This window comes from Komarekiella delphini-convector SJRDD-AB1, from assembly GCF_014831675.1.
Classification (GTDB): domain Bacteria; phylum Cyanobacteriota; class Cyanobacteriia; order Cyanobacteriales; family Nostocaceae; genus Komarekiella.
In genome coordinates this window covers 18,867-44,362 of record NZ_VJXY01000050.1, presented here as the reverse complement: position 1 = coordinate 44,362, position 25,496 = coordinate 18,867, and the positions used below count along the sequence as shown (strand labels likewise).

Here is a 25,496-nt window from a genome sequence, read left to right as displayed (position 1 = left end):
AGCGATTCAGTAATCGCAAAAACCCGATTTTTTTCGATAAAACGATCAATTTTCGTTGACTGTAGAGACGTTGCATTGCAACGTCTCTACGAAATAATCGGTTTTTTTGCCCCCATCTTGAATAATGAATCGGTGTTCTAAACAGTGCTTTTTTGGAGAATGCGAGGTTTTACCTGACGCTGACTCTTAATTACCATCTGGATAGGACGGTCTGGGCCTGTCACCAAACCACGACGTTGAGGTCGCACTTCACCATTGTCAACTAGCTCTAATTCCACGCTGGAAAGGATTTTGGCGAGTGCTAACTTCATTTCCAACTGAGCAAATGCTAGACCGATACAACGCCTTGCACCACCACCAAAGGGCAGATATTCGTAGGGAGAAAATTGCCGTTCTAAGAAGCGTTCTGGTTTAAACTGCTTGGGTTCAGGGTATAAATCTTCGCGTTGGTGAGTCAAATAAATAGAACCAATCACTGGTGTACCTGGTTCAAGTTCGTAACCACCCAGAGTCACAGGTGTTGTAACTACTCTAGGAAAAGTCAGCATCGCTACTGGATAAATCCGCAGGGTTTCGGAGCAAACAGCGTTGAGATAAGGTAATTTAAAAATGGCATTGGGGTCTAGCTCATCGCCCAGTCTATCTAGTTCTTGCAGTAGCTTTTGGCGCACTGATGGCAGTTTGTGAATCCAATATAATGCCCATGCTATGGCTGTAGCCGTGGTTTCATGACCTGCAACTAACAAGGTCATCAATTCATCGCGCAACTCTTCATCGGTCATCGGCTGACCTGCTTCATCCCTAGCCGCCATGAGTAAGCTGAGAATATCTGTACCCGACAAATTTTGTTCTCGACGTTCTCGAATTTCCTCGTAGATGAGTTGGTCAGCTTCCTGCTGGCGGCGCATCTGCTTACCCCACAAGTTAATTGGGCCAAAATCCCTCTGCAAAGCTGGAAGATAAAGCAAAGCGACATTCAATCGAGAACTTCCCTTTTCTAGGAGGTCAGCCAAAAATTGCTGGAGTTTTTCAGCGCGTGGCCCTTCATCTAGTCCAAACACAGCTTGCATCATCACCCGCAGGGTAATAGCTTGGGTAGCAGACCGGACGTTAAAGGGTTGGTCTATCTGGTATTGGCTGATAACTTTCTCGGTGATGTCAATAATTATTTGACTATAGCTTCGCATTCTTTCGCCATGAAAGGGAGGCATTAACAACTGCCGTTGACGTTGGTGTTCTGCTCCACTGATAGTAATTACAGAACGCTTACCAAGCAAAGGTTCAAATAGCAGATTCAAATCACCTGGCGCTGCAAACTCCTTTGTATCGTTGGTCAAAATCTGCTGTAATGCTTGCGGGTTGCTGACCATGACTAGAGGAAGAGATTTTTTGTACAATCTCAGAGCAAAAATATCTCCATAGCGTTTGGCACATGCTTCCATGTAAGGCATGGGGCTGGTAATCCAGCGTAGCAGTTGTAAAATCACTGGGGTTTTTGGGCCATTTAATAGTTTCATAAATTTTTTTGACTACTTAAACTAACTGAAAAGCATCAATTTTTATTGGGTGATGATTGAAGTTACTTATCCTGACGTTGCGAAAAAGCAATAAACTGTTACAACCTGAAAGATGTAAAATTTTTGTTAAATTCAACGAGCATCTACATTTTCCCCACTTTTTATAAGGTACTCAGCATGACTGCAATCTCTCCAAAGGCATCTTCAGCGCTTCCCGATTTTTGTGAAGGAATCCAATATTTTAGTGAAGCGCTACCAGCTTTTGAAACTTATGGTGCGAAACCTGCTGTAGAGTCGGGTAAAGTAGCGATCGCAGATCCCACAGACAAGGCGGCTGTATATCAAACTTTACTAGCTGCCGATGCTCTACGCTACCTGACATTACAAGTCACCGGTAGTAAAGCTTCTGGACATCCGGGCGGATTTGCCAGCCAAGCAGAAGCTTACGCAGCTTTGGTCATGTTGGGATACAAAAATATTATCACCGAAGTCGGACACCACGCCCCCGGATTCTATAGTGCCATGTTTCTTGATCGCTCTTTAGAGGATATGGGAATTTTCACAGTCCAACAATTGCGCGATCGCTTCCGAGAAAAGCACGGACTCTTAGGACACCTCTCCGGTTTCATACCTGGTATTCTCGCACCAGCGGGGCCCTTGGGACAAGGACAACACTTTGCAATGGCGGCGGCGTTGCTACACCCAGATAAGTTATTTCCCTTTACAGTTGGTGATGGAGGGCTGGGTGAGCCTTATATTGTAAGTGCGATCGCGCATTTCCATACTGCTTATCCAAATGCTACTAACTTCTTGCCAGTTCTGGTGTGGAACGGTTATAGCCAAGAACACCACAGCATGGTTTCTCTCAAAACCAATGAACAGATGCAGGCATACTGGCAAGGTAACGGCTTTGATGAAGTCATTTTGGTGGATGCCAAAGATTTTGACGATCAAAACCAACCAGGCGATTACGTTGATAGCACCGCCTTTTCCTTTGAGCAACGGCTAGAATTTACCAAAGCAGTGCTTTCGAGTATAGATCAAGCGGCGCGATCGGCTCTTGGTGGCAAGCTTACCGTCTTCATCATTAAACAACTCAAAGGTGCAGGAGTCCACGCGCGGGGTGCAAAATCTCACAACCTCTATGCTAAAGATACGTTGGATGCTCCTCACATAATCAGTGCATTGCAAACCCGTGCTTTAACAGCTGAAGCTTGGCAATTAGTAAGGACAAATGCAGAACGCGCTGGCGGTGGCCCCGCAGCCAAGACAGTGGTGACAGAATTTGAATTACCATTACCAGATTTAGGCGAATTACCTTTAGAAGAATATCCAGTAGGTGGCGAACCCAAAGTTTCCACAACAGCGATGGGACGATTAGTAGGAATTGTCGGAAAGAAGGATCAAAATTTCCTCGTCACTAACGCCGACGGTAATGAAGCATCGGGAATTGCTAACATCAACCAAGCATTGAAGATTATCCATCCCACAACCGACGACTTATATAACCAAGCACCAAACGGACAAGTTTACGAACCTTTGAGTGAAGATGCTTGTGCAGGTTTAGCTGCTGGTTTGGCGCTAATGGGTGCGAGAACTTTGTGGTGTTCCTACGAATCTTTTGCCATCAACGGATTACCAATTTGGCAAACTGTTACCCAAGCAATGGCAGAATTGCGGCGTCCAACTCCCTCAACTATTACTTTATTCACAGCTGGTGCATTAGAGCAAGGGCGCAACGGTTGGACTCACCAACGTCCAGAAATTGAAGCTTACTTTGCTTCGTTGATGAGAAATGGTAATGTTTTCCCATTATTTCCCCCCGATGCTAATAGTATCCAAGCCTGTTATGACTGGGCATTGAAAACTAAAAATAAGGGAATTGTCATTACTGCAAGTAAATCACCTCTACCCATTCGCACTACTTTAGAACAAAATCGTCAAGGGTTGCGTGATGGTGCAGTGCTGTTACATGAAGTTGCTGGTGATAAGCAAGTTGTGTTTGCAGTTATTGGCGATATGACATTAATGCCAGTATTTGAAGCTGCTGCTTTCTTAGAAAATGAAGGTATTGGCGTCAAGATAGTTTCTGTAATTAATCCTCGACAGTTATATCGTCCTGATGATACCGCCTGGGAGACTTGTTCAGAACCAGAAGGTGGTTTTTTAGATGATGCGAAATTTGCCGAATTATTTGATGGCGATGCGCTAATTGCTGTAACGGGTGGTGCTGCGGCGATGCTGGAACCGATTCTGTTGCGGAGTAACTGTAAGCGCGATACCTTCGCTTGGAAGCGTGGGGAAACTACAGCGAGTGCTGGTGAACTAATGGCGTTTAATGGATTGACTGCTGAGGCGTTGACGAAACGTGCGATCGCGTTAGTGCATTAAATTAAATTTGGCACTTCTTATGTAGAATCTAGGGTGGGTAGTTCTCACCCTATTTTATATATTGAGAAGTTCAAGATTAACATCAGTTGTAATCAGTAAAGCCAATGATCAGTAGCTTGTGTGGTGTGGTTTATTCATTCGGTATATCTGCTTTTTTGTTATTAAATAGTTTTTATGTGTATGACTTAATGCAATCTGCAACAAAGGAATCTAATCTATATTACTTCTCTCAAATAGCAACTCCAAGCCAGAATCAAGCATCTGAAAAATCTACTGAAAGCCAAAAACCTTGGTACGAAGTATCAAATATATTGAGCTTGGGTGCATTAATAGTAGCTATACTTGCAGCCGTTAGTTCACAAAGAAGCGCCACTGCTGAGGAAATCCGTGCTAAAAAAGAGGAATTGCGACAGATTATAGTGCAACTTTTAGAATTTCAAGAAAATTTCAATAGCACAATTATTCATATGCAAGATGAACAAGCACGGATGTATGCTGGAATTATACTTAACAATAAAAAACTAATATATCTGGAAGCAGCCGAATTAGTAGCAAAACAAATTCCTAATCATGTTTCGTCACCAGAATATGTAATATTAGCAGCAGAAAATTATTATGATTCCGATTTTGTCCAAGCTAGAAGTTATTATAAAAAAGCAGTCAAAGCTGCCAAGCGAAGCTCAATAATTATGCAAGCGTATGCCTTACGAGAGTTAGCTAGTAATTATTTTGTGTCAGGAACCCTGCAAGATGTAGAACAAGCAAGAAAGCATTTTAGAGAAGCTATTGATGCTTTAAAAAATGAGGTAGATCCCTACTCAATCTATTGTCAGGGGATTACATACAGATCTTGGGCATATTCAGAAATTTATTGGGGAGATAAACTACAAGCAGCTAGCACGCTCGAAAATGCAAAAGCTCTCTTTTTTAACTTACCTACTGGGTACGTGTACAAAGAACATGAACTAAACTTAACAGCCAACCTTTATCAGCAGCTAGCAATCAGTTATTTTAATACAGGGAAAGATAAAGACATTGAAGAAGGCAGAAAAATTTTTCTTGCAGCACTTGATGTTATATCCCACCTGGCTGATACTAACTCCATTTATCTCAAAACAGGACAAATATACCAAGAATGGGGACAGCAAGAAAATTCACAAAAATTTGGCAATGAAGGGCGTTTAAAATTCCAACTAGCGAAGCAAGAATATTTAAAATTACCTGCTCAATATCCGTTAAGAGATCAATATCTAAAATATATAGAAGAAATGATTAATACAGTTTTATGATAAACAAGCCTCTGAAATAACAGCTTCACAAGTTAATAGCCCGTCGTAGACATAGCACTGTTCACATTAATTTAGCACGCGCGATCGCGCAATTTCTCTTCTACTAATGGTATGAAGTAAAAAACTTAGGATTTGAGCGTTATATTTATTCTAGACCTCGACTATAGAAAATTAATTTATTATGAAATTTCAAGTAATTTTTACTTTTGATTCAGAATATGAAGGCTATGTTGCTGAAGTTCCTGAACTTCCAGGCTGTGTAAGTCAAGGCAAAACATTAGATGAAGCAATTGAAAATATTAAAGATGCCATTACGGGATATCTTCACGTCCAAGCTAAACATGGCCAACCTTATATTGTTAAGGAATCGCAAGTGTTTATTGGGGAAGTTGTAGTATAAATGGGACGTTTATCAAATATCTCCAGTAAAGAAGCTGTCAAGATTTTTGAAAAATTCGGTTATGTATTAGATCACCAAACAGGAAGCCACATGATACTTTGGTGTGAATCAAAACCAACTTTATCAATTCCCAATCATCGGGAATTAGCACCTGGGTTACTTAGAAGTTTGATTCGACAAGCAGGAATTACAGTTGATAAATTCCTCGAAAACAAATGAACTTAGATACAAGGATTATTATGTTAGTCAGAATAACCTTATGAAGTTATTGAATTATAGCTGTCAATCTTACAGGCTCAGCCAACTATAATGTACTTAAGATTTTACACAAGGATGGAACCATGACTAATACTCAAAAGATGGTTCGCTTAAATTTGGATTTGTCACCTGAACTGAATCAGATACTAGACGAACTAGCAGAGAAAATAGGCACAAGTAAAAGTGATGTTCTGCGTCAGGCTATAATGTTGATGCAAATTATGGTTATAGCTAAAGAGGAAACCAAAAAATTAGGAGTTCCAGAAGCAAATCAACTGATAGCGAATGAAATCATTTTCTCATCTGAGCAGCAGCCAAAACCGCATCCACTAGACACATTTATGGAAAGGCTTGGCCCTTGGGAAGATGAACGTACTGCTGAGGAAATAGTCAAAGATATTTATGATAGTCGTACTATCTCTAACAATGACATCAGTCTATGACTTATTTACTTGATACCGATACTTGTATTTATTGGATGAAAGATATTAATTCAGTTAGGAATAAAGTTAGAGAAATAGGATGGGAGCAAATTTGTATTTGCAGTATTACCGTTGCTGAGTTGTATTTCGGTGCTTATAATTCTCGACGAGTAGTAGAAAATTTAACTCGTGCAGAAGACTTTATTCAAAACTTACCTGTTCTACCTTTAACTGATCCTGCTCTGAGAAAATATGGTGAATTAAAAGCAGAACTTCGTAAAATAGGACAAACAATTGCTGAGTTTGATTTACTAATTGCTAGTGTTGCACTTGCAGAAAATTATATTTTAGTAACAAACAATACTCGTCACTACGAACGCATCAACGGATTAAAACTGGAAAACTGGACTCTGCCTTAGAAACTTAGCAAAAACAGGCACATTAACTATGATTCCACAAACCCTAGACAAAATCACTACTCTCCAAGAACAGCGGTTTCTTTTACCTGGCTATTACACTTGGGAAGAATTTGAGAAACTTGAAGCTTTAACAGCAGATGCTCCAGGTTTGCGGATAACTTATCTTGATGGGTGTGTGGAATTTATGACTCTTGGGGAACAACACGAAGCTATTAAAAGTGTGATTGCTATATTACTAGCGCTTTACTTATTTGAAAAAGATATCAACTTTTTTCCTGTAGGTAGCGCCACTCGTCAAGCAAAAGAAAAAGGTGCTTCTTTTGAACCTGATGAATCTTATTATATAGGGGAAAAAAAATCCTGATTTGGCAATTGAAATAAATATTACTAGCGGTAGCATAGATAAATTAGAAAAATATAAGCGGTTTCAAATTACTGAAGTCTGGTTCTGGAAAAGCAATCAGTTATCTGTATATCACCTAAGTAATGATAATTATGAACAAATTATTCAAAGTAAATTCTACCAGAATTAGATGTAAATTTGTTAGCATGTTGTGTTTTAATGCCTTCAATTATTGAAGCTAGGACAGAGTTCCTCAACGGAATTTATCAGTAGTCAATTGGCATATTCTAATATGTTAGTATTCTCTTATTAGTAAGATAAAAATAAAAGTAATTTTATTTATTAGGCTAGAACTTTGATAGAAATAATCGTCATATAAATGATTTTACCAGAAACAACCCAACGAATTCAAATAATTTTAGATTTGTCGCCAGAGCTTTATGAGACATTAAACAAAATAGCTCAACAGATTAATGGAGATAATGCTGAGGTATTTGTAAAAGCGATCGCACTTATGGAAGTAGCAGTAGAAGCTAAGCAAAAAGGTAAGCATCTCTGGATTGCAGACGAAAACCAAAACCTTGAAGCTGAAGTTATTGGCATCTAACAGCATGACAGATTTAATAGATTTATCAAAAATAATTGCTAGCAAAGGCGACAAGCCATTAACTGTATTAATAGTAAACTTACAGTCATACGAAATAGCAGAACTTGAGCGAAAGCTGCAAGAACTCAAGTTTAAACAGGAACTAAGAAAAGATTGGATTTTATTTATTGTCAGAGATGTAGTAATCTTTTCAGCCGCTATTCTTTTTATTTTTGCTGTTAGCGGCTATTCCCTATTTACTCAGATTCATAGGTAATTCATCTAATAGTATGTAGCAATCTTTAGAGTCTGACTAGTTATCATTGCAAATGAGTATCAGATTGTACAAAAATCTATCCCTAGCCTAGAAGTATTAATTTGCATAAAAAATTTCGGACAAAATGCCTACTAGCTTAGCATTCCAGAAATTTGATTGCTATATTATACTAAATAACTATTCTGGCAAGGATTTGAAAGCTGTGAGGGATGATTTACAAGGTTTGGAGATTAGTCAGAAGGAACTACAAAAACTGACTAATTTACCTGTTAATGATAAACTTGTAATTATTATAAATCCTCTCAAAAAATTGGGAGTAAACTTTCTAAAAAAGATTAAAGGTTCTGAAGGAGCAACTGTAGTTTTTATTGGTTTTTCTATAATTGTTTTTGGCTATCTTTTATTTGATGTAATTATCAAACTATTCGCTACATGGATAACAATTCCGTCTTGGATATTGTTAATAATATCAGGTTTTTGGATAGGTGGAGTTATCCAAACTATCTTATATTTAATCTGGAAAAAAAATAGCAAATTTGTTAAATTAAATATGACAAATTCTTTATTAGTTTTATTAAATGATGTTAATAGATATAATGATGTAATTAAAGCAATAGATATTAATGACCAAATAGAAGAAGCTGGTAATCCAGAAGTGAGTATAAAAGAAAGAGAAAAAGTTATCGAAGCACTGAAACTCACAAGAACCGATTTAATCCGCGCTTTGAAGACAGAAAAGATTTTGAGAGAAAATAAAAACTTTATTCTCAGTAATACAGAACTGTTTATCAACAATTTAGCAACTTTAACAGCTATGCAAGTAACTGAACAGGCTACTGAGCATGGAAGATTACTCAATGAAGCACTACAGATTGCATTAGATGTGCAACATGAAATGAGAAGGTTGCAGAGTCAGCGTTAAAACCAATAATCATGAGAATTACGTCAAGCGAGTCAGTTAGAGAGAGCGTAAGCGTAGCCAGCCGTAGGCATCGTTTCTACACTAGACATCCTCAATGGCTTTTTCCATAATCCTCCCCACGACTACAATCCCCGGTTTAACATAAAGAATATTCCTCAAGCGATCGCTCATCAGCATGGACTGGAAAGAAATCAGAGGTAACTGGGTAATCATTCCGCAAAATCCCATCGGTATCATTCATTTTTTGGGAGGTGCATTCGTCGCCACTGCACCCCACATTACTTACCGTTGGTTACTAGAACAGTTGGCAAGTAAAGGTTATGTTGTAATTGCTACACCTTTTGTTAACACGTTGGATCATACTGCGATCGCTAAAACTGTACTCCTAAACTTTGATCGGACTCTCGAACGCTTACACGACTCCGCGGCATTACGCAAGCTCTATCTTCCCATCTACGGTATTGGGCACAGTATGGGCTGTAAACTCCACTTGCTAATTGGTAGCCTCTTTAAAGTAGAACGTGCTGGCAATATTTTAATATCCTTTAACAACTACGCCGCCAGGGAAGCTATCCCCCTAGTCGAACAGCTAAATTCTACTTTTGCGATCGAGTTTACCCCCACACCCTTGGAAACTAACAAGCTTGTACAAGAACGATACAATATTCGACGCAATTTATTAATAAAATTTAGCAATGACACCATCGACCAATCGGCAGCTTTAACCAAAATCTTACAAGAACGCTTTCCTGAGATGGTGACAGCACAAACGTTACCTGGAACTCACACCACGCCTTTAGGTCAAGACATCAAATGGCAAACTGGATCATCTTTCACCCCCTTTGACGCCCTAGGACAATGGTTCAAGCAAGAAGCATACCGCGATTTGAACCAACTAAAACGTATCATTCTCTTATGGCTGAATCCTCTTTCACCGCCATAATATTTTATGACTGTCAAAAGGTGATAAATTCGATGGACAATTGGGAATGGGTTAGTAGGATCTCTGTATTGATACTGCTAACCTATTAGCCTTAACTATATTTTTATTTTTTAATCCAATTATTAATTATTGTTGCCCGCAACTTTCTATGTTTCAAATACTAATAATTGATGACGACCATTCAATGAAAATACTCCTGAAAAGGATGTTGGAAAAACAGGGTTATGAGGTAGTTGCTGCTAGTAGTGGAGAAGAAGGAATAGAAAAGGCGCTGGCTTGCAATCCAGCACTAATTATTTGTGATTGGATTATGCCAGGATTGAATGGTCTAGAAGTCTGCCACCGCATCAAGACAGACCCCAAATTATCTACAACATTTTTTATTTTATTAACATCCTTAGATTCAGTTGCCGATTGTGTTAAGGGTTTAGATGCTGGTGCTGATGATTTTATCTCCAAACCCATTGAGCAAAATGAATTACAAGCAAGAGTAAGAGCGGGATTGCGCTTGCATCAGTTGAGCCGGGATTTACAAACACAAAAGCTGCTTTTAGAAGCAGAAATGGCAGAAGCAGCAGAATATGTGCGATCGCTTCTACCTCCGCCGATAACTGAACCTTTTAACATAAATTTTCGATTTATTCCATCGCGGCAACTCGGCGGCGATTGTTTCGATTATTACTGGCTCGATTCTGATTATCTGGCAATTTATCTACTAGATACAGCCGGACATGGACTAAAAGCTACTCTTCCTTCAGTGTCAGTACTGAATCTGTTGCGTTCTCGCGCACTCAAAAGTTTGAATTATTATCAACCTAGTGATGTACTGACGGCTTTGAATGATACCTTTCAGATGAGTTATCAAAATGACAAATACTTTACAATCTGGTACGGCGTTTATAATCGAGTTAAGCGCCAGTTAATTTATGCTAGTGCAGGTCATCCACCAGCAATTTTAGTATCTTGTACAAATCAGAAAATCTCTGAAGTTAAATATTTAAAAACACCCGGTATGCCAATCGGGATGTTTCCAGAGGCAAAATATGTTGATGGGTTTTGCAATATTGAAAATTTCAGCACCCTTTATATTTTTAGTGACGGTGCTTATGAAATTACTAAATCTGATGGCACTCTTTGGAGTTTGGATGCTTTTATTCAGCTATTAGTTAGTCTACAGCATCCTTTTAACTACCAACTTGAACAGATATTAAACTACCTAATCACTTTGAACTCCAAAGAGGCTTTTGATGATGATTTATCAATACTTCAGATTCAGTTTGATTAATTTAGTTTTGCGAAACTAAAACCTGATTAAATGCTTCTTGGCTAGGAAAAATTTCAAATACCTTATCCATATTAGTTAGTTCAAATAATATTCTGACTTGCTCATTAATTGAGCAGACAACAAGCTTGCTATCTGCCGCTCGTAATGTTTTAAAAGCTAACACTAAAGCACCCAAACCAGAACTATCCATAAACGTTACATCTTGAAAATCAACTAATACGATTTTTGCCCCACTTTCTAGAATTGTAGTAATATTTTGCCGAAAGTCTTGTGAGGTTGTGGCGTTTAAATTTCCGCTGAGCTTAATAACTTTGACTTGTTCTCTCATAATACTCACTCTGATTTGTGTAATACCAATTCTTTGCAAAGACGTACTTTATTTACCCCTAGCTATTGCCGTCTCTCTTATTTGAGAGGACTACAGAGAGGTCAGATTTAGTGCATCTTCATAGAGAAATGGTATCAATGATGTTCTGTTTTCGTTAGTATATCCTAATCATATATCATTTAAAAAATGCTTACCATAAAAAAATTAGGACTTATGAGCCTTCAATGCTTTCTCAGTACTGCTAAATCAGGTATTATCAATTGAAGTATTTATTTTTTTTGAAAAAAACTAATTATTAACTTACAATCACTCTTTGACTCCTTAAAGTGAAAATGCAAATAAATATTACTGATGATGCTCGTTAATGAACAGTGGACAGTAGTCATATCAAGTAATTTAAAAGTAGCGATCGCTTCTTTTATCTCCAAAAAACACAATTACAAAAACTCTTTAACCATCAGGGTTTTAGTGATGGATAGATTGATCAACTCTTGCTAAATTTCCTTTCAGGAGTACCAAGCTCAAGCATACAGATTAAGTAACTTAACCTTGACGAAGAGGAATAGAAATTACAAACTCAGCCCCACATCCTAGCTGCGAAATACATTCTAAAGTGCCTCCATGTTTTTGTGAGATAATCTGGTAACTAATAGACAGCCCCATACCAGTGCCTTGACCAATAGGCTTAGTACTAAAAAAAGGATCAAACAGTCTTTGTTTTACTTCTTTTGAGATTCCTAGACCGTTGTCGGTAATGCGAATTGTTACTTGATTTGGCTCTAATAATTGAGTATAAATTTTAATTTGTGGAGAGGTCATTTTTCCTCTCTTACATAGTTCTGAGCGCCGGAAGCCGGCGCTCAGACTTTGCGCTGTGTCATTTGTCTCCATTCTATTAGCCTCTATCTGGTGCTCAGACTTATCTTTTTGTCCAGAGTTATTTACAAATGAAAAATGACCACTGACTAATGATTCTTCCAAAGCATCAATTGCATTCGCCAAAATGTTCATAAATACCTGGTTGAGTTGCCCAGCATAACATTCCACTAAAGGTAAATCGCTGTATTCTTTAATAACTTGAATGGCACAGCGATTCGGTGTAGCTTTAATGCGATGTTCTAAAATCATCAAAGTACTATCAATTCCTTCATGGATATTTACCTCTTTCATATCGGCTTCATCCATGCGGGAGAAGTTGCGTAAGGATAAAACAATCTCCCGAATGCGCTGTGCTCCAACTTTCATTGAGTTGAGGAGTTTGGGCAAATCTTCTATTAAGAATTCTAACTCTATCTCTGCTGCTAATTCCTGAACTTGAGGTGTGGGATGAGGATAAGATTGCTGGTAGATTTGTACGAGTCCTACCAAATCTTGAATATAGTCGTTGGCATGGGTGAGATTGCCGTAAATGAAGTTTACAGGGTTGTTGATTTCGTGGGCAACACCTGCTACTAGTTGTCCCAAGCCTGACATTTTCTCGCTTTGGACAAGCTGCATTTGAGTTTTTTGGAGTTCCTGGAGAGCTATTTCTAAATCTTCTGTTCGCAGCTTTAGCTGAGTTTCTGCCTGTACGCGCTCAGTGATATTATGTGTAGTCGCCACCAAGCGATAGATTCTACCTTCACTATCTTTGAGTGGATTAATTGTGGTTAACCACCAAGTTTTCTGATCCTGGAAAGTCAGGCACTCTTCGTATGTAATGGACGTACCTACTTCTACGCATCTCAAGTATCTCTGGCGTACTCCTGCACCTTCAACTAAACCATGTGCAACGTCTGGTGTTACACCGATTATCTCTTTGCTACTTATACCAGTAGCCCGCTCTGTGGCAGGGTTCCAACCTGTATAGTAGCACTCGCTTTCGTCTACAATATCTAGCACAAATATAGGATTTTCAGTTCCATCATAGACACTGCGAAGGAATTGCTCTTTCTCTTGTAATTGAGTTTCTGCCCGTTTGCGCTCTGTGATATCGGTAATTGCACCAACTAAACCGATGTTTTGACCTGTGGAGTCCTTCAGAGCATAAGATCTTAGGAAGGTCTGTATACTTCGACCACCAGCTGATTGTTGTTCAATCTCACCTATCCAAGATTGACCCGAAATAGTAGCTTGCCATATCTCCTGGGCAACTACTGAGTCAGTGAAGACAGCAGAAAAGCCACCAAATGCGATAAAATCCTTTACAGTTTCGCACTCGTACAATTTGCAAAATGCCGGGTTCTGGTAGATGTGATTACCTGCTGCATCTGCTATTGCGATCGCATCACTTGAGCTTTCCACTGCTTGCTTATAAAGTATTAAACTCTGCTCTGCTTGTTTGCGTTCTGTGATGTCAAGCACCATTGATGCCACACCAATCACATCACCATTCATGGCTACTAAAGGGCTGTTATACCACTCGCAGATAATTGTTCTATTATCTATTGTGATGTTCTCGTTCACACTTGAAGTTCCCCCTTGTTGCCTTAAAAGAGCATCTGTTAAGCGCTTGACGTGTTCTCTAACAGTCTCAGGAACTAAGAACTCAAAATAACGACCGAGAACCTCACTTCTGCTATATCCAAAAATTCTTTCGGCCGCAGGGTTCCATTCCTGAACCTCAAATTTAGTATTCCATTCAATGACACCTATTGGTGTTTGTTGAATCAAAAGTGCTAGCCTTTGTTGCGAAGCCCTCAATTCTACTTCTGCTTGTTGCCGTTCAGCAATCTCAACCTGTAGCGCTTCATTACTTTGTGCCAGTTGTTGAGTTCGTTCTTCTACCCGTCTTTCTAGTTCTGCATAAGCTTGCTGGAGTGCCTTTTCTGCCTGCTTACTACGGGTTATGTCTATTATTAAACCATCCCAAAGAATCGACCCATCTGCTTGCTGTTCTGGACGCGATACACCCTGTAGCCATTTAACTTGTCCGTCAGGTAAAACAATTCGTCCTTCCCACTGCCAAGGTTGCAAGGTTTGGGCAGAAACACTGATGGATTGTACAAAATCCTCATGTTCATCTGCATGGACAATTGAAATTATCAAGCTGGGATCGGCTTGAATCTCTTCTGGCGTCAAACCATACAGATCATAAGAGCCAGAATTTACATAGGGCAAGGAGAGTGAGCCATTAGGATGCAGCATAAACTGGTAGAGCATTCCCGGCACATTTGCCGATAGCTTCTGTAATTTTGCCTCACTTTGACGTAAAGCTTCCTCCGTTAGTTTGCGCTCGGTAATGTCTTCGTAAGTACCAAGGATACCGACCACATTACCCTGAGTATCGTGTAGTGGGATTTTATTGATATCTGACCAATACTGCTTGCCATCAGCCTTTTGTTGTGTTTCGATAATGTGCAATTCTGGTATGCCTGATTCCATCACACGGCGATCACATTCCCGATACCAGTCAGACTCTTCTTTTTTCCAGGGCAAATCATAATCATTCAACCCGACGATCTGATCTGGGATCACACATGCATCACGGGCAAAGTTCCGATTACAGCCCAGATAAACCGAATTACGGTCTTTCCAAAAAATAGACTGAGGGATGTTATCCATTACTAGTTGTAGCAGGTGTTTTGACTGGCGTTGTTCAGCTTCAACTTGCTTATACTGCGTTATGTCCCGAATAGTACCAACTAAAAACTTACTACCTGCATCACCTTCAAATAAACATTTTCTGGTAGATATAAAGCGCGTTTGCCCCTGAGTATCAGTAAAAGATTCCTCATTCTCGTTGGTAATACCTGTGGTAAAAACCAGTTCGTCTTTTTCCCAAAACACATCAGCTTCCGCTTTTGGGAAGAAATCATAATCTGACTTGCCAATTAGTTCTTCTCGGTTATGCCCCAAGAACTTACAGAAGGCATCGTTGAGCAGTACCCAACGATGCTGGTGGTCTTTAACAAAAATTGGGTCTTCTAGACAGTCGATGATCTGGAGTAGAAAGGCAACAGAGAGATTTTCCTGTGGGTTTCTAAGCGGACAATTACTAGCGAGTTCTTGTGGTTGATCAAGGGTATTGTCCTCTTGCATTCCTGAAATCCTGTTGGTAATCGTTCTAGCCTCAGATGGTTGGAGTTGATATACACCAACACTTTCTGAGGTTTTATGAGGCTATTGCCTCTACTGTTTTAGTATTCCCAATGTTTGTTACTGCTCAACAGGATTGCTGCAATGCGCCTTTCATTCCCCCAGATCCCGGACTTCTTTAAGAAGTCCGGGATCTGAAGTCCGAAAAAGGGAATACTAAAGGCAACATTCCAGATTCAAAGCCTATGCCGCAAAGACGAATTCCCCTGCAAGCTGGAAACTTCTATCATGTCTACAATCGGGGGAATAATCGCCAAACGATTTTCTTTGAGCGTGAGAACTATGTTTATTTTCTGTGTTTGCTAAAAAAACATCTCATCACTAATGCAGTAGATATTGTTGCTTACTGTATTAATGCCCAATCATTATCATTTTTTGGTCTATCTCAGAAATGAAACCCTGTCTGATGCCATGAAATCCCTCTCACTCTCATACACAAAGGCAATTAATAAGCGTTTTAATCGTTCTGGGGTATTATTTCAGGGACGGTTTCAAAGTATTCATGTTTCACAAACTGATTATCTTGTCAATCTATGACACTATATTCATCTCAATCCAGTGAAAGCAGGACTTGTGCAGCAACCTGAAGAATGGGAGTTTTCCAGTTACTTGGAATATGCAGGATTACGACGAGGAACACTACCTAAAATAAAGTATATCAAGATGCAGATTTCAGAAGAATCAGTTTATCAGCAATTTTTGGTGGATTGTAACCTACCTGATAGGGCTGGTTTCAAAAGACTGCTACTGGATGATTAGCCTGGATAGAGACAGAGAGATAGATCCCCGACTTCTTTAAAAAGTCGGGGATCTGAATACTAACTCTCTCTAACAGGACTGACTTTAGCTCGATAAAGCAGTTTGTCGCCTTGAAGATACCCAGTGTAGCGCACCTTGACTCTTTCACCCGGTTGTGCATTCCCCTCAAACAACTGGTGTAACTGAGGATCGTAGGGGATTTCGGCTCCCACAGATGCGATCGCTTCCACACCCCACGCCTGCAAAAGTTTTTCTAGGGGTTTTTGCACCAACGGCACTATTTTGATTGCTGCTAACTGGGGATTTTCTTGTGCCTTCTGCGCTGCTGTGGGCCATTGCAATAATAAAGACTCCAGTAGTTGCAAACTCGACTGCTGAAACTCTTGCAGCAATAACTCTCGTTGTTCTTCTAGCTGAAGCTGCGATCGCTGGTACTCTCTTTTTAAATCTGCAATCTCTTTGCTAGTGCTGTTAGCGGATAGCTTTGGTTTAGCCCGTGCTGTTAGCGGATAGCTTTGGTTTAGCCCGTGCTGAGTGCTGTTAGCGGATAGCTTTGGTTTAGCCTGTTCTGAGGATATTTGATACTCAGCACCCGGTATTAAAAAAGTTGCTACCAATTCACTCAATGGCATTTGTAGCACTAGTGACAGCTTAAGTAGCACATCCATCCGCATCTGCTCTAGTTTTCCCTGCCGTAACCGCAAAATTTGACGCTCTGAAACACCAGCAGCACGACTCAGCGCTCTAAAACTAGAAATATTTACTTGTTGCATTAAATTTTGCAACTTCTGGGTGAAATCAGTATTGGGCATAGGGCATTGGAGATTGTATTAGGTAGGGATTAGTGTATTGAATATCGGGTTGAGGATTAAAAGAATTCTTTCCCAGTCCCCAGTCCCCAGTCCCCAGTCCCCAGTCCCCAATCCCCAGTCCCCAGTCCCCAATCCTATTCTTCCAGTAAACTTCTCAACATCCAAGCTGTTTTTTCGTGTACTTGCATCCGCTGGGTTAACAAATCAGCAGTGGGTTCGTCGTTAACTTCTTCCACTACAGGAAAAATAGACCGTGCGGTTCGCACTACAGCTTCTTGTCCTTCCACTAGTAAGCCAATCATTTCTGTCGCTTTAGGAACTCCAGGAGTTTCTGCGATCGAACTCAGGTTGACATATTCGCTGTAAGTTCCTGGTGCAGGATAGCCAAGTGCTCTAATCCTCTCGGCAATTAAATCAACTGCTAGAGCTAGTTCTGTATACTGTGTCTCAAACATCAAATGCAAGGTTTGGAACATCGGCCCTGTAACGTTCCAATGGAAGTTATGAGTTTTTAGATATAGTGTATAGGTGTCGGCTAACAGACGCGACAACCCTTCGGCAATTTTAGCCCGACTCGTTTCGTCAATGCCGATATTTACATTCTTAACTGTTGCTTTAGATGACATAATTTTCTCCTAATTGGGTTATATGTAGTTGTGTATTGGGCATTATTTGATTGTCTGTTACTTTTTACCATGCCTTATGCCCCATTCTCTATGCCAGGTGCATCTTCAGAACGCTGCGGTTAGCTTTACGGACTCTGGCTAATATGGTTTCTTTGCCTAAACGCTGGCAAGCTTCATAACGATGGCAACCAGAAAAGCCATAATACTGTCCATCTACTTCTAAGACATCAATGGGTTCTTGCTGCCCAATTTCCGCTATCGATTCCATCAAAGCTTGCACTTTATTGGGATCGTTTGCACGGGGTAAGGGCCGTTGAATCTGATTTAATGGAATTTCTTGGACTCTAACCATAAAGTATTTTCCCAAGTAGTTCTTTGTGTCTCTAAATAAATCATAGTCATTATGACTTCGTTTTGCAAGCAATATTTTGGGCAAAATAGGTAATGGTATCGTTGGAGCACTAATGCGACAAAAACACCACACTACAAAGCAATTGAAAAATCTGTCCCAACGCCTCATTGAGGGACAGAAGACGCTCTCTACGAGACGCTGCGCGAACAAAGACTCGCTACCGCTTTGCTATCAGGTAGCTATGCAATTTACGTTCTGGCGTTTTTCTTACACTTTACTGGCAACATTTTGCTTGTTGGGACTGACTGCTGCATCAGGCCCAGCGAGCAACACCAAGGATATAGAACTAAAGATTGGGATTGTACAGCGATTTGGAGAGACCACAGCCAAGTTGCGACTGGAGCCGACAAAAGGCGATCGCTTAAAGTTAAGATTTAAAAAAGGTAACAAACAGCAAATCCTGGTTACAAAAGACCCCGTAAAGCTGGAAACAGTAATGCAAGCTTTACGCCAACCGGCAGTTGAGGAAGTAGTAGTTTTAGGCAATTACCGCACCTTTGAAACTGCCGAAGACAGTGCTAAAAACTGGCGTTCTCAGGGAATTGAGGTGGAAATAGCCCAACCAGAACGCTGGCAAGTTTGGGCAAAACGGGATGTTTACAGCACGCCCTTACTGCGACGCTTGCTACTCCAGAACATCCAAGCTTCTGGCAAGAAAGGGGCGTATATTGACACTAAAATCCTGCAAAAAGTACCGCGAGTTAGTTGGGTAGTAAATGGTAATCGCTACAGCCCGAATAATCTGGAAATTAGTAGTGATAAAAACTTGATTCGGGTAAATAAAAGCGAAAAACCTGAAAATGCTCGGCTTTATGCAGGGCGGATGAACTTGCAACCAAATGCTTACGGTACATACACTCTAGTTAACCAAGTACCCTTAGAAACTTATTTGCGTGGGGTTGTACCTTATGAAATTGGCACAGATGCGCCAAAAGCAGCACTAGAAGCCCAAACGATTCTGGCTCGGACTTATGCCCTGCGGAATTTACGGAGATTTGCCGCAGATAACTATCAGTTGTGTGCTGATACTCATTGCCAAGTTTATTATGGACTAAATGGAGTAGCTCCCGTCACAGATCGGGCGATCGCCTCAACAAGGGGTATGGTGCTAACTTATAAAGACCAGTTAGTAGATGCCCTCTATTCTTCTACAACTGGTGGCGTCACCGCCTCTTTCAGCGATGTCTGGAATGGTGAGGATCGTGCTTATTTGCGCCCAGTAGTGGATGCTCCTATTAATCTTTGGAACTTGTCTAAACAGAGTTTAGCCAATGAAAAGAATTTTCAGCAGTTTATTAATCGGCAACAAGGATTTAATGAAAGCAGTTGGGATATGTTTCGTTGGCGTAAAGAAACTTCTTTAGAGGATATTACCAAAGGCTTGCAGAAATTTTTGCAGGTGAAAAAGAATCCCTATGCCAAATTTAAGACAATTCAGGCTATGGCCGTAACCAAGCGAAGTTCGAGCGGACGCATTCTTGAACTTGCTGTTAAAACTGATATCGGCACTTTTACGCTCCACAAAGACGAAGTTCGTAGTGCCTTTGCTGCTCCTAGAAGTACGCTTTTTTATCTGGAACCTTTGAACAAAGGCAAACAAGATCTTTGGGGATACGCCTTTATTGGTGGTGGTTTGGGACATGGAGTCGGTTTGAGCCAAACTGGTGCTCAAAATTTAGCCAAACTAGGTTGGTCGAATCCAAAAATTTTGCAATTCTACTATCCCGGTACTCAAATTAAAATTCTCAGCGACGAGATTAATACCAATTAAAAAAGTAGAGACGTTGCATTGCAACGTCTCTACATGCATATTTATCCGGGTTGTCATTTGTCATTTGTCATTAATAAATACAAATGACTGTTGATGATACTTAAAGATATTGACATTCCCAACAAATTTTGCATGTCCTATTCTGGTATAGTCAGAATTTCAACCCCATCTTCAGTTACAGCTAAGGTATGTTCACATTGAGCAGAAAGTAAGCGATCGCGAGTTAAAGCAGTCCAACCATCACTCATAACTTCGACTTCCCATGTGCCTTCGTTAATCATCGGCTCAATGGTAAAAACCATCCCTGGTCTGAGCCGCTTGCCTTTGCCGCGTGTGCCATAGTGAGGAATATCCGGCGCAGTGTGGAAAACATTACTGATGCCGTGTCCGACGAAATCTCGCACTACAGAAAAGCCTTGTGCTTCGGCATACTCTTGAATGGCTGCACCAATATCCCCAATGCGTGCGCCTGGTTTAACCTCAGCAATGCCCAGGCTACGGCATTTCTCGGTAACATCTACTAGCTTTTTAGCCTTGGGGGAAGGTGTACCGACAAAGAATGTCTTAGATGTATCGCCGTGATAGCCCTCAACAATCAGCGTCACATCAATATTGATAATGTCACCTTCCTTGAGAATCTGTTTAGCATTAGGAATACCGTGACAAACAACCTCATTGACACTGGTGCAAATCGATTTGGGATAGCCTTTGTAGCCGAGAGGGGCGCTTTTTGCTCCGTGCGCCTGTGTCCAACGTTCGGCTTCATCATTGAGTTGGAGAGTGCTAATCCCTGGCTTGACTAATGGTTCAAGATGCTGTAGAAGTTTGGCTGCTAAGCGTCCCACGTGACGCATTTTGTCTAGTTCTCTTGTAGATAAAATAACAATTGGTTCGGTTTTCATGAACTTAAATCTAGAGAATTTTTCATAAATATAGTTGTCCCTGTCTGTGCGGCTCTTTGTGCAGCATCTGCAACCTTCAGGGTGTATAAGCTCTCCTCTGGAGTTATGTACAAGGGAGTGTTATCAATAAGATGGTCTAACACTAAACTTGTGTCTTTGGCAAACAAACCCCGGCGAGCACCAACCTCTATCGGTGTTGTTTCTCCAGGCTGGATGAAAAGTCCTTTGTCGCCATCAAAAATTAACCCGCCATTTTCACCATGAACTTCAAATTTGCGTTCTGAGAGCCAAATGGTTTCACCTTTGCCATAGACTACTTGCGCGAGAAGTCCGCTGGTAAAGCATACTTGACTAATACAGAAACAGGTTTGGTAGTAATCTTGTTCGGTTTCCCAATATCGTTGATGACAGTTAACAGTCAAGACTTGACCAAACAAATCGGTGAGACGATGTAGGCGAGACAGCGCACCCATCAGGGGGAAGCCGAAAAGCTCATGGTTATAAGTCCACTTGCGGGGTGCGGGATACTGGGAATTGATAGTGCTATAGCGGACATAAAACACATTGCCAATTTTTGCTAAGTGCTGCTTCAAGGCTTGATGCAATCCGCCCAAGAGTTCAATGTGTTCAACATGCAGGAGTTTTTGTTGTGTTTTGGCTAAAGCGATCAATTCTTCGGCTTCTACCACATCTAACGAAAGAGGATACTCTACAACTACGTGTTTGCCATTGGTGAGTGCAGCACGGGCGATCGCCCCATGATCTCGATTTACAGTAGAGATCACCACTAGATCTATATCATCGCGCTTTACTAGCTGTTGCCAAGAACTTAATGCCTCAGTCTGATATTCTCTGGCAAAAGTTTGCGTATTTTCTGGGCTATGACCAACAATCGCGATTAGATGCGATCGCTCGTCACTCAGCAAAGCCTCAGCCCGAAGTTTTGCCGCATATCCAGTACCAACCAAACCCACACGCACTCTTGCTTTTTCCAAAGCTGCCTCTGAATTATACATGATCCTTACCAGTTCTGTTTTTGACAATTCCACGGCTAGAAAGCATGGGATTCTTTTTTTATAGGAAGTCTAACAATACTTGCTCACCATTTGGAAGGTTTACGAGGTCGCGCCGTAATGAACCAGTGTGTGAATCCAGTGCTGTAGGCACAGAGAAGTCTGTAGACGCTTCTGCTGTCTGACAGCACTGCGAGAGATTCATATTTTTTATCTACAAAGATAGTTTTTTCTTAAAACAAGGTTATTATGTCAGTTTTTCTATAAATAAAACTTATCGGTATTAACTAACTAAATTTCATTACTAATCGGGGTCAATTTCCAGTTACATCCATTAGTTTTTCTCGTAGTATCAGAATTGAAGCAAATTTGAATCAGCGACTAACCCATAAGGTCAGCCGTATCATTTGCTTTAGCATAACTTATGCTGCCGTTTGCAAAAGAGAGGACTACTAAATGCCAACTTACAAAGTGACACTAATCAACGAAGAAGAAGGGCTAAACACAACAATTGACGTTGATGATGATGTCTATATTCTAGATGCTGCTGAAGAAGCTGGTCTTGATCTGCCTTACTCTTGCCGCGCTGGTGCTTGTTCTACCTGTGCTGGTAAACTCAAATCAGGTAGTGTTGATCAATCTGACCAGTCATTCTTAGACGACGATCAGATCCAAGCTGGATATGTGCTGACCTGTGTCGCCTATCCAACTTCTGACGTGACCATCGAAACTCACAAAGAAGAAGAACTTTACTAAGAGTTAGGCGCCTCAACAATAAACCTCTTGCAAGAGTTACCGATGTTGGAGAAATAAAAGCAGCGCATCCAAGGGAATTATCCCTATATTGCGTGTCTTTTCAAGCTAATTTGGCAAAAAGTCTAATTTTAGTTTAAGTAGGAACACAATAACTTTGTGTGTTCCTGCTTCATTTTTATTTGCCAACAAATACTTTTATAATTTGATATTAACTATCGCCCTAAGTTATTAGGAATGCCTTCACAACCACCGGGAATAGTGCTTCTAGTTTTTTCACCACCCCAGGCGCAGCAGTAATAACGTATGGACTCTGGCATTCTTTGCACATCAGTAAAATCAGCATTTTCCACTACAGCACCGGTGTGTTCGCCAGTTTCGTAGTTTGGTGGTTGCGTACGACTGCGTGGTGATGCGATCGCCACTGTACCGTAGAATAAGCGAATCCCGTTGAGGTCAGCACCGCGAAGATTGGCATTATATAAGATGGTGCGGGAGAGGTTGGCTTTAACCAAGTCACAACCGCTGAGGTTAGCACGGACAAGATTAGCTTCACTCAGGTCAGTCCAACGTAGATCTGTAGCAGAAAGGTCGGCGGCGGCTAGCATAACGCCTAAATCGATGACGCGCACACCTGCAAGGCGGTCTTCGGCGTAACCGCCAAAGCCGTTGAGAATGGCTCGGCCTAAGCGAGAATCGCGTTTTAGGGGTGTGAGCAACTTGGAACGTGAGAGAAAGCGGAGAATTTTCGCTTTACCAGTACTATCAACACTACTAAAAATTGCCGCAGTGCGTCCTTCAGCGATCGCCCGTTCTTGGGGCCAATCTTCTAATAATCCTTCTTCATCTAATACTAAATCTGAGACGCCTTGGAAATAAGAATCAATCGTCTGCTGCTGAGTGATAATATTTTGCTGAACCGTCAACAGGTTTTGCTGAATTGTCAAGTCTTTGGAGATAACGTATTGTCGCCACGCCACATAAACAGCAATGATCGCAATGAGAATTTGCCCCAAAGCGCCAAACCATTCTGCCAGAGTCCCAGCAATATCCCAATTAATCTGGCGTCCCCAAACAAGTAGGCGATCGCTCCCACCAGTAAACTTAAACAAGCCAATAATCGCTACTAATAGCCCGAAAAAGGCGACAAATAGAACTTTTTCATCGGATGAAAACCATTCATCTAGTACATATTTCAACCACGGCAATAGTATCGCCAACGATAACACCAAAGTCACCAGCGTTCCCAAGATGCCGATGATTGAGTTATTTAGGGCAAATCCGATAAAAGTAATGGCGATCGCTACTAAAGTAATCACCAATGCTCTTGGCTTAACAGTTAATTGATTGGTAGTCTGTTGCTTGAAGCTGGAACGGGATTGTTGCAGGGCAGTAGTATGTTGTGAAGATTGCAAAGACGAAATTGTAGCTAAGGCTTGTTGTGCCGCTAGCGCTTCTGAAGTGAGGTTATTTTCCCCTGTACCACTGTCAAAGTCATCTGGTTGCAAGTCGTTTTCGGGGACGGGTTCTGGGGTTGGTAGATTCGGAGAGTTGGATTCAATCGTCATGCTTTCTATTTTGTCCCAGCAGATTCAGTTCAACAGCTGTTTTATGTTAACCGCCACCGGGTAGGGTAAGGCAAGAGTCCAATACCATAAATCAACTACTTTTTTTGATTGGAAATAGTTTCGCTCTCGTATTCCTCTAGGAATATTACATTTGATTTAGCCATGTCGTTTTCAAATTTCAAAACATACTAAAACAGCAATTTGAGCCAATCTCAGCTACAGGTATTGTCAGCTTAGTTAAACTTTAAAGTTCGCTTCATCATAATTTCACACAAGACTGTACTTCCTTCCTACTCGCAAATTATCTATTCTGCTTTACCTGCATTCTCTATTTTCTCAAGGGTTAATCCTTTAGTGGTAAAGGAGTGATGTGATGTCTTGAGGTTGGTTGATTTGTGCTTGCTTAAACACATTATTTATTAGCGACTTTGGGATGTAGGCAAAGTCATTGCAAGAGCTCGATAGCTCAACTCTAAGCAAAGTCATTGCTTTAACTGTATTTAATATGATAATATGATCCGTACTTTATAGTAAAAGACGTTTATGCATTAAAAATAAGATTTTTTTTCATAAAACTAAGAAAATTAATTGATAAAAAACCGTGCATCTTGATACGATTTTAAAATCTGAACAGGTTCTAGCATCATATTATGAGTTCTGTAGGTACAGCATGGTCTTTTGGCGCTGCTTCGTTGCCTCTGGCTTTATCACTTTCTTCGTATTTGGTTGTGGTGATGGGGCAAATTCATCCACAGAAACTATTAAACAAGTTGTACAGGAAACTAATGTTGCCCAGCTGCTTGTAGAAGCAAAGGCTAGCCAAAAAGCAGAAGATTTTTTGCATCAAGGCAATAATTTATTAGATGCACAACGTTACGAGGCTGCAATAGCAGCTTATGATCAAGCGATCGCCATTAAATATGACAGTCCTGAAACCTGGATTAATCGCGGTATTGCCTTAACAGCTTTGCAACGCTATAAAGAGGCAATTGCATCTTATAACAAAGCGATCGCTATCAAACCTGACAAAGATGAAGCTTGGTACAATCGCGGCATTGCCTTAACATCTTTGCAACGCTATAAAGAGGCGATCGCATCTTATAACAAAGCGATCACTATTAAACCTGATAAGTATGAAGCTTTGATAAACCGAGGTATTGCCCTCACCAAGTTGCAACGTTACAAAGAGGCGATCGCATCTTACGATAAAGCGATCGCTATCAAGCCAAATAAGCACGAAGCATATTACAACAAAGCTTGTTCTTATGCTTTACAGAACAATCTAGAATTAGCAATTGAGAATCTCAATAAAGCCATCCAGCTTGAGCCTAATAAGTACAAAAAGTTAGCAAAAACTGACCCTGATTTTAATAAAGTGCGTAGCGAAAAACGATTTCAGGAACTACTTTAATAGTCTGTTGTT

General features: G+C 40.6%; 23 protein-coding genes and 2 pseudogenes. 16 read left to right on the top strand and 9 right to left on the bottom strand.

The genetic code is table 11. The annotated features are described in order from the left end of the window. Nucleotides 1-137: 137 nt before the first annotated feature. Nucleotides 138-1,517, bottom strand: a complete 1,380-nt coding sequence (locus FNW02_RS30130; protein WP_191761127.1) for a cytochrome P450 — start codon at nucleotides 1,515-1,517, stop codon at nucleotides 138-140. Nucleotides 1,518-1,694: 177 nt separating this feature from the next. Between FNW02_RS30130 and FNW02_RS30125 the strand changes: the two genes are divergently transcribed. From FNW02_RS30125 to FNW02_RS30070, 12 genes and pseudogenes are all read left to right on the top strand, one after another. Continuing rightward, complete coding sequence (locus FNW02_RS30125; protein WP_191761126.1) at nucleotides 1,695-3,908, top strand: phosphoketolase family protein; 2,214 nt, start codon at nucleotides 1,695-1,697, stop codon at nucleotides 3,906-3,908. A 104-nt stretch (nucleotides 3,909-4,012) separates the two neighbouring features. Continuing rightward, entirely contained in the window at nucleotides 4,013-5,197 is a 1,185-nt protein-coding gene (locus FNW02_RS30120) for a hypothetical protein (protein ID WP_191761125.1), read from the top strand. A 181-nt stretch (nucleotides 5,198-5,378) separates the two neighbouring features. Then, a complete protein-coding gene (locus tag FNW02_RS30115; protein ID WP_191761124.1) occupies nucleotides 5,379-5,597 on the top strand; it encodes a type II toxin-antitoxin system HicB family antitoxin in 219 nt (72 codons plus the stop codon). Next, complete coding sequence (locus FNW02_RS30110) at nucleotides 5,598-5,816, top strand: type II toxin-antitoxin system HicA family toxin (protein WP_191761123.1); 219 nt, start codon at nucleotides 5,598-5,600, stop codon at nucleotides 5,814-5,816. Nucleotides 5,817-5,938: 122 nt separating this feature from the next. After that, a complete protein-coding gene (locus tag FNW02_RS30105) occupies nucleotides 5,939-6,298 on the top strand; it encodes a ribbon-helix-helix domain-containing protein (RefSeq protein WP_191761122.1) in 360 nt (119 codons plus the stop codon). Beyond that, on the top strand, nucleotides 6,295-6,696 hold the full coding sequence (vapC, locus tag FNW02_RS30100) for a type II toxin-antitoxin system tRNA(fMet)-specific endonuclease VapC (RefSeq protein WP_191761121.1): 402 nt from the start codon (nucleotides 6,295-6,297) through the stop codon (nucleotides 6,694-6,696). Before FNW02_RS30105 ends, vapC begins: the two co-directional genes overlap by 4 nt. A gap of 28 nt (nucleotides 6,697-6,724) precedes the next feature. Further along, nucleotides 6,725-7,312: pseudogene (locus tag FNW02_RS30095) on the top strand (Uma2 family endonuclease). Between the two features lie 106 nt (nucleotides 7,313-7,418). Next, complete coding sequence (locus FNW02_RS30090; RefSeq protein WP_191761120.1) at nucleotides 7,419-7,646, top strand: DNA-binding protein; 228 nt, start codon at nucleotides 7,419-7,421, stop codon at nucleotides 7,644-7,646. Between the two features lie 4 nt (nucleotides 7,647-7,650). Then, the gene (locus FNW02_RS30085; RefSeq protein WP_191761119.1) at nucleotides 7,651-7,902 is read left to right on the top strand and encodes a hypothetical protein; all 252 of its coding nucleotides are present in this window, start codon (nucleotides 7,651-7,653) and stop codon (nucleotides 7,900-7,902) included. 202 nt (nucleotides 7,903-8,104) lie between these two features. Beyond that, a complete protein-coding gene (locus FNW02_RS30080) occupies nucleotides 8,105-8,824 on the top strand; it encodes a hypothetical protein (RefSeq protein WP_191761136.1) in 720 nt (239 codons plus the stop codon). A 175-nt stretch (nucleotides 8,825-8,999) separates the two neighbouring features. After that, nucleotides 9,000-9,767 (top strand): DUF1350 family protein, encoded by a 768-nt coding sequence (locus FNW02_RS30075; RefSeq protein ID WP_191761118.1) that lies wholly within the window; start codon nucleotides 9,000-9,002, stop codon nucleotides 9,765-9,767. A 148-nt stretch (nucleotides 9,768-9,915) separates the two neighbouring features. After that, a complete protein-coding gene (locus FNW02_RS30070) occupies nucleotides 9,916-11,052 on the top strand; it encodes a SpoIIE family protein phosphatase (RefSeq protein WP_191761117.1) in 1,137 nt (378 codons plus the stop codon). Nucleotide 11,053: 1 nt separating this feature from the next. Here the strand turns inward: FNW02_RS30070 and FNW02_RS30065 are convergent, their stop codons facing one another. Together FNW02_RS30065 and FNW02_RS30060 are read right to left on the bottom strand one after the other, a co-directional pair. Beyond that, nucleotides 11,054-11,380, bottom strand: coding sequence for an STAS domain-containing protein (locus FNW02_RS30065; protein ID WP_191761116.1), 327 nt, complete (start codon nucleotides 11,378-11,380; stop codon nucleotides 11,054-11,056). 543 nt (nucleotides 11,381-11,923) lie between these two features. After that, nucleotides 11,924-15,400 (bottom strand): PAS domain S-box protein, encoded by a 3,477-nt coding sequence (locus FNW02_RS30060; protein ID WP_191761115.1) that lies wholly within the window; start codon nucleotides 15,398-15,400, stop codon nucleotides 11,924-11,926. A 242-nt stretch (nucleotides 15,401-15,642) separates the two neighbouring features. Here FNW02_RS30060 and FNW02_RS40230 point away from each other — a divergent pair. Continuing rightward, nucleotides 15,643-16,216 (top strand): annotated as a pseudogene (locus tag FNW02_RS40230) (transposase). 59 nt (nucleotides 16,217-16,275) lie between these two features. On the opposite strand, the gene grpE reads toward FNW02_RS40230, so the two are convergent. The 3 genes from grpE to FNW02_RS30040 form a co-directional block, all read right to left on the bottom strand. Beyond that, complete coding sequence (gene grpE, locus FNW02_RS30050; RefSeq protein WP_191761114.1) at nucleotides 16,276-17,028, bottom strand: nucleotide exchange factor GrpE; 753 nt, start codon at nucleotides 17,026-17,028, stop codon at nucleotides 16,276-16,278. Nucleotides 17,029-17,162: 134 nt separating this feature from the next. Then, the gene (locus tag FNW02_RS30045) at nucleotides 17,163-17,654 is read right to left on the bottom strand and encodes a Dps family protein (protein WP_191761113.1); all 492 of its coding nucleotides are present in this window, start codon (nucleotides 17,652-17,654) and stop codon (nucleotides 17,163-17,165) included. Between the two features lie 88 nt (nucleotides 17,655-17,742). Beyond that, complete coding sequence (locus FNW02_RS30040) at nucleotides 17,743-18,006, bottom strand: ParB N-terminal domain-containing protein (protein ID WP_191761112.1); 264 nt, start codon at nucleotides 18,004-18,006, stop codon at nucleotides 17,743-17,745. Between the two features lie 112 nt (nucleotides 18,007-18,118). On the opposite strand from FNW02_RS30040, the gene FNW02_RS30035 reads away from it, so the two are divergent. Next, nucleotides 18,119-19,837 carry a SpoIID/LytB domain-containing protein gene (locus tag FNW02_RS30035; RefSeq protein ID WP_191761111.1) on the top strand — a complete coding sequence of 573 codons (1,719 nt, stop codon included), beginning with the start codon at nucleotides 18,119-18,121 and terminating at the stop codon, nucleotides 19,835-19,837. Between the two features lie 137 nt (nucleotides 19,838-19,974). Here FNW02_RS30035 and map read toward each other — a convergent pair whose 3' ends face one another. Together map and FNW02_RS30025 are read right to left on the bottom strand one after the other, a co-directional pair. Beyond that, entirely contained in the window at nucleotides 19,975-20,739 is a 765-nt protein-coding gene (gene map, locus FNW02_RS30030; RefSeq protein WP_191761110.1) for a type I methionyl aminopeptidase, read from the bottom strand. Further along, entirely contained in the window at nucleotides 20,736-21,755 is a 1,020-nt protein-coding gene (locus FNW02_RS30025; protein WP_191761109.1) for a Gfo/Idh/MocA family protein, read from the bottom strand. The genes map and FNW02_RS30025 overlap by 4 nt, the downstream gene beginning before the upstream one ends. Before the next feature lie 453 nt (nucleotides 21,756-22,208). On the opposite strand from FNW02_RS30025, the gene FNW02_RS30015 reads away from it, so the two are divergent. Further along, complete coding sequence (locus FNW02_RS30015; RefSeq protein WP_191761107.1) at nucleotides 22,209-22,508, top strand: ferredoxin; 300 nt, start codon at nucleotides 22,209-22,211, stop codon at nucleotides 22,506-22,508. Between the two features lie 212 nt (nucleotides 22,509-22,720). Here FNW02_RS30015 and FNW02_RS30010 read toward each other — a convergent pair whose 3' ends face one another. Then, nucleotides 22,721-24,073 (bottom strand): pentapeptide repeat-containing protein, encoded by a 1,353-nt coding sequence (locus FNW02_RS30010; protein ID WP_191761106.1) that lies wholly within the window; start codon nucleotides 24,071-24,073, stop codon nucleotides 22,721-22,723. 670 nt (nucleotides 24,074-24,743) lie between these two features. On the opposite strand from FNW02_RS30010, the gene FNW02_RS30005 reads away from it, so the two are divergent. After that, nucleotides 24,744-25,484: a tetratricopeptide repeat protein gene (locus FNW02_RS30005; RefSeq protein ID WP_191761105.1), complete on the top strand. Its 741-nt coding sequence runs from the start codon at nucleotides 24,744-24,746 to the stop codon at nucleotides 25,482-25,484. The last annotated feature ends 12 nt before the right edge of the window (nucleotides 25,485-25,496 follow it).

Excerpts from the sequence above, each read along its gene's own strand:
- FNW02_RS30130 (WP_191761127.1), bottom strand. The coding sequence starts at position 1,517 with ATGAAACTATTAAATGGCCCAAAAACCCCAGTGATTTTACAACTGCTA.
- FNW02_RS30125 (WP_191761126.1), top strand. The coding sequence starts at position 1,695 with ATGACTGCAATCTCTCCAAAGGCATCTTCAGCGCTTCCCGATTTTTGT.
- FNW02_RS30120 (WP_191761125.1), top strand. The coding sequence starts at position 4,013 with ATGATCAGTAGCTTGTGTGGTGTGGTTTATTCATTCGGTATATCTGCT.
- FNW02_RS30115 (WP_191761124.1), top strand. The coding sequence starts at position 5,379 with ATGAAATTTCAAGTAATTTTTACTTTTGATTCAGAATATGAAGGCTAT.
- FNW02_RS30110 (WP_191761123.1), top strand. The coding sequence starts at position 5,598 with ATGGGACGTTTATCAAATATCTCCAGTAAAGAAGCTGTCAAGATTTTT.
- FNW02_RS30105 (WP_191761122.1), top strand. The coding sequence starts at position 5,939 with ATGACTAATACTCAAAAGATGGTTCGCTTAAATTTGGATTTGTCACCT.
- vapC (WP_191761121.1), top strand. The coding sequence starts at position 6,295 with ATGACTTATTTACTTGATACCGATACTTGTATTTATTGGATGAAAGAT.
- FNW02_RS30090 (WP_191761120.1), top strand. The coding sequence starts at position 7,419 with ATGATTTTACCAGAAACAACCCAACGAATTCAAATAATTTTAGATTTG.
- FNW02_RS30085 (WP_191761119.1), top strand. The coding sequence starts at position 7,651 with ATGACAGATTTAATAGATTTATCAAAAATAATTGCTAGCAAAGGCGAC.
- FNW02_RS30075 (WP_191761118.1), top strand. The coding sequence starts at position 9,000 with ATGGACTGGAAAGAAATCAGAGGTAACTGGGTAATCATTCCGCAAAAT.
- FNW02_RS30070 (WP_191761117.1), top strand. The coding sequence starts at position 9,916 with ATGTTTCAAATACTAATAATTGATGACGACCATTCAATGAAAATACTC.
- FNW02_RS30065 (WP_191761116.1), bottom strand. The coding sequence starts at position 11,380 with ATGAGAGAACAAGTCAAAGTTATTAAGCTCAGCGGAAATTTAAACGCC.
- FNW02_RS30060 (WP_191761115.1), bottom strand. The coding sequence starts at position 15,400 with ATGCAAGAGGACAATACCCTTGATCAACCACAAGAACTCGCTAGTAAT.
- grpE (WP_191761114.1), bottom strand. The coding sequence starts at position 17,028 with ATGCCCAATACTGATTTCACCCAGAAGTTGCAAAATTTAATGCAACAA.
- FNW02_RS30045 (WP_191761113.1), bottom strand. The coding sequence starts at position 17,654 with ATGTCATCTAAAGCAACAGTTAAGAATGTAAATATCGGCATTGACGAA.
- FNW02_RS30040 (WP_191761112.1), bottom strand. The coding sequence starts at position 18,006 with ATGGTTAGAGTCCAAGAAATTCCATTAAATCAGATTCAACGGCCCTTA.
- FNW02_RS30035 (WP_191761111.1), top strand. The coding sequence starts at position 18,119 with ATGCGACAAAAACACCACACTACAAAGCAATTGAAAAATCTGTCCCAA.
- map (WP_191761110.1), bottom strand. The coding sequence starts at position 20,739 with ATGAAAACCGAACCAATTGTTATTTTATCTACAAGAGAACTAGACAAA.
- FNW02_RS30025 (WP_191761109.1), bottom strand. The coding sequence starts at position 21,755 with ATGTATAATTCAGAGGCAGCTTTGGAAAAAGCAAGAGTGCGTGTGGGT.
- FNW02_RS30015 (WP_191761107.1), top strand. The coding sequence starts at position 22,209 with ATGCCAACTTACAAAGTGACACTAATCAACGAAGAAGAAGGGCTAAAC.
- FNW02_RS30010 (WP_191761106.1), bottom strand. The coding sequence starts at position 24,073 with ATGACGATTGAATCCAACTCTCCGAATCTACCAACCCCAGAACCCGTC.
- FNW02_RS30005 (WP_191761105.1), top strand. The coding sequence starts at position 24,744 with ATGGTCTTTTGGCGCTGCTTCGTTGCCTCTGGCTTTATCACTTTCTTC.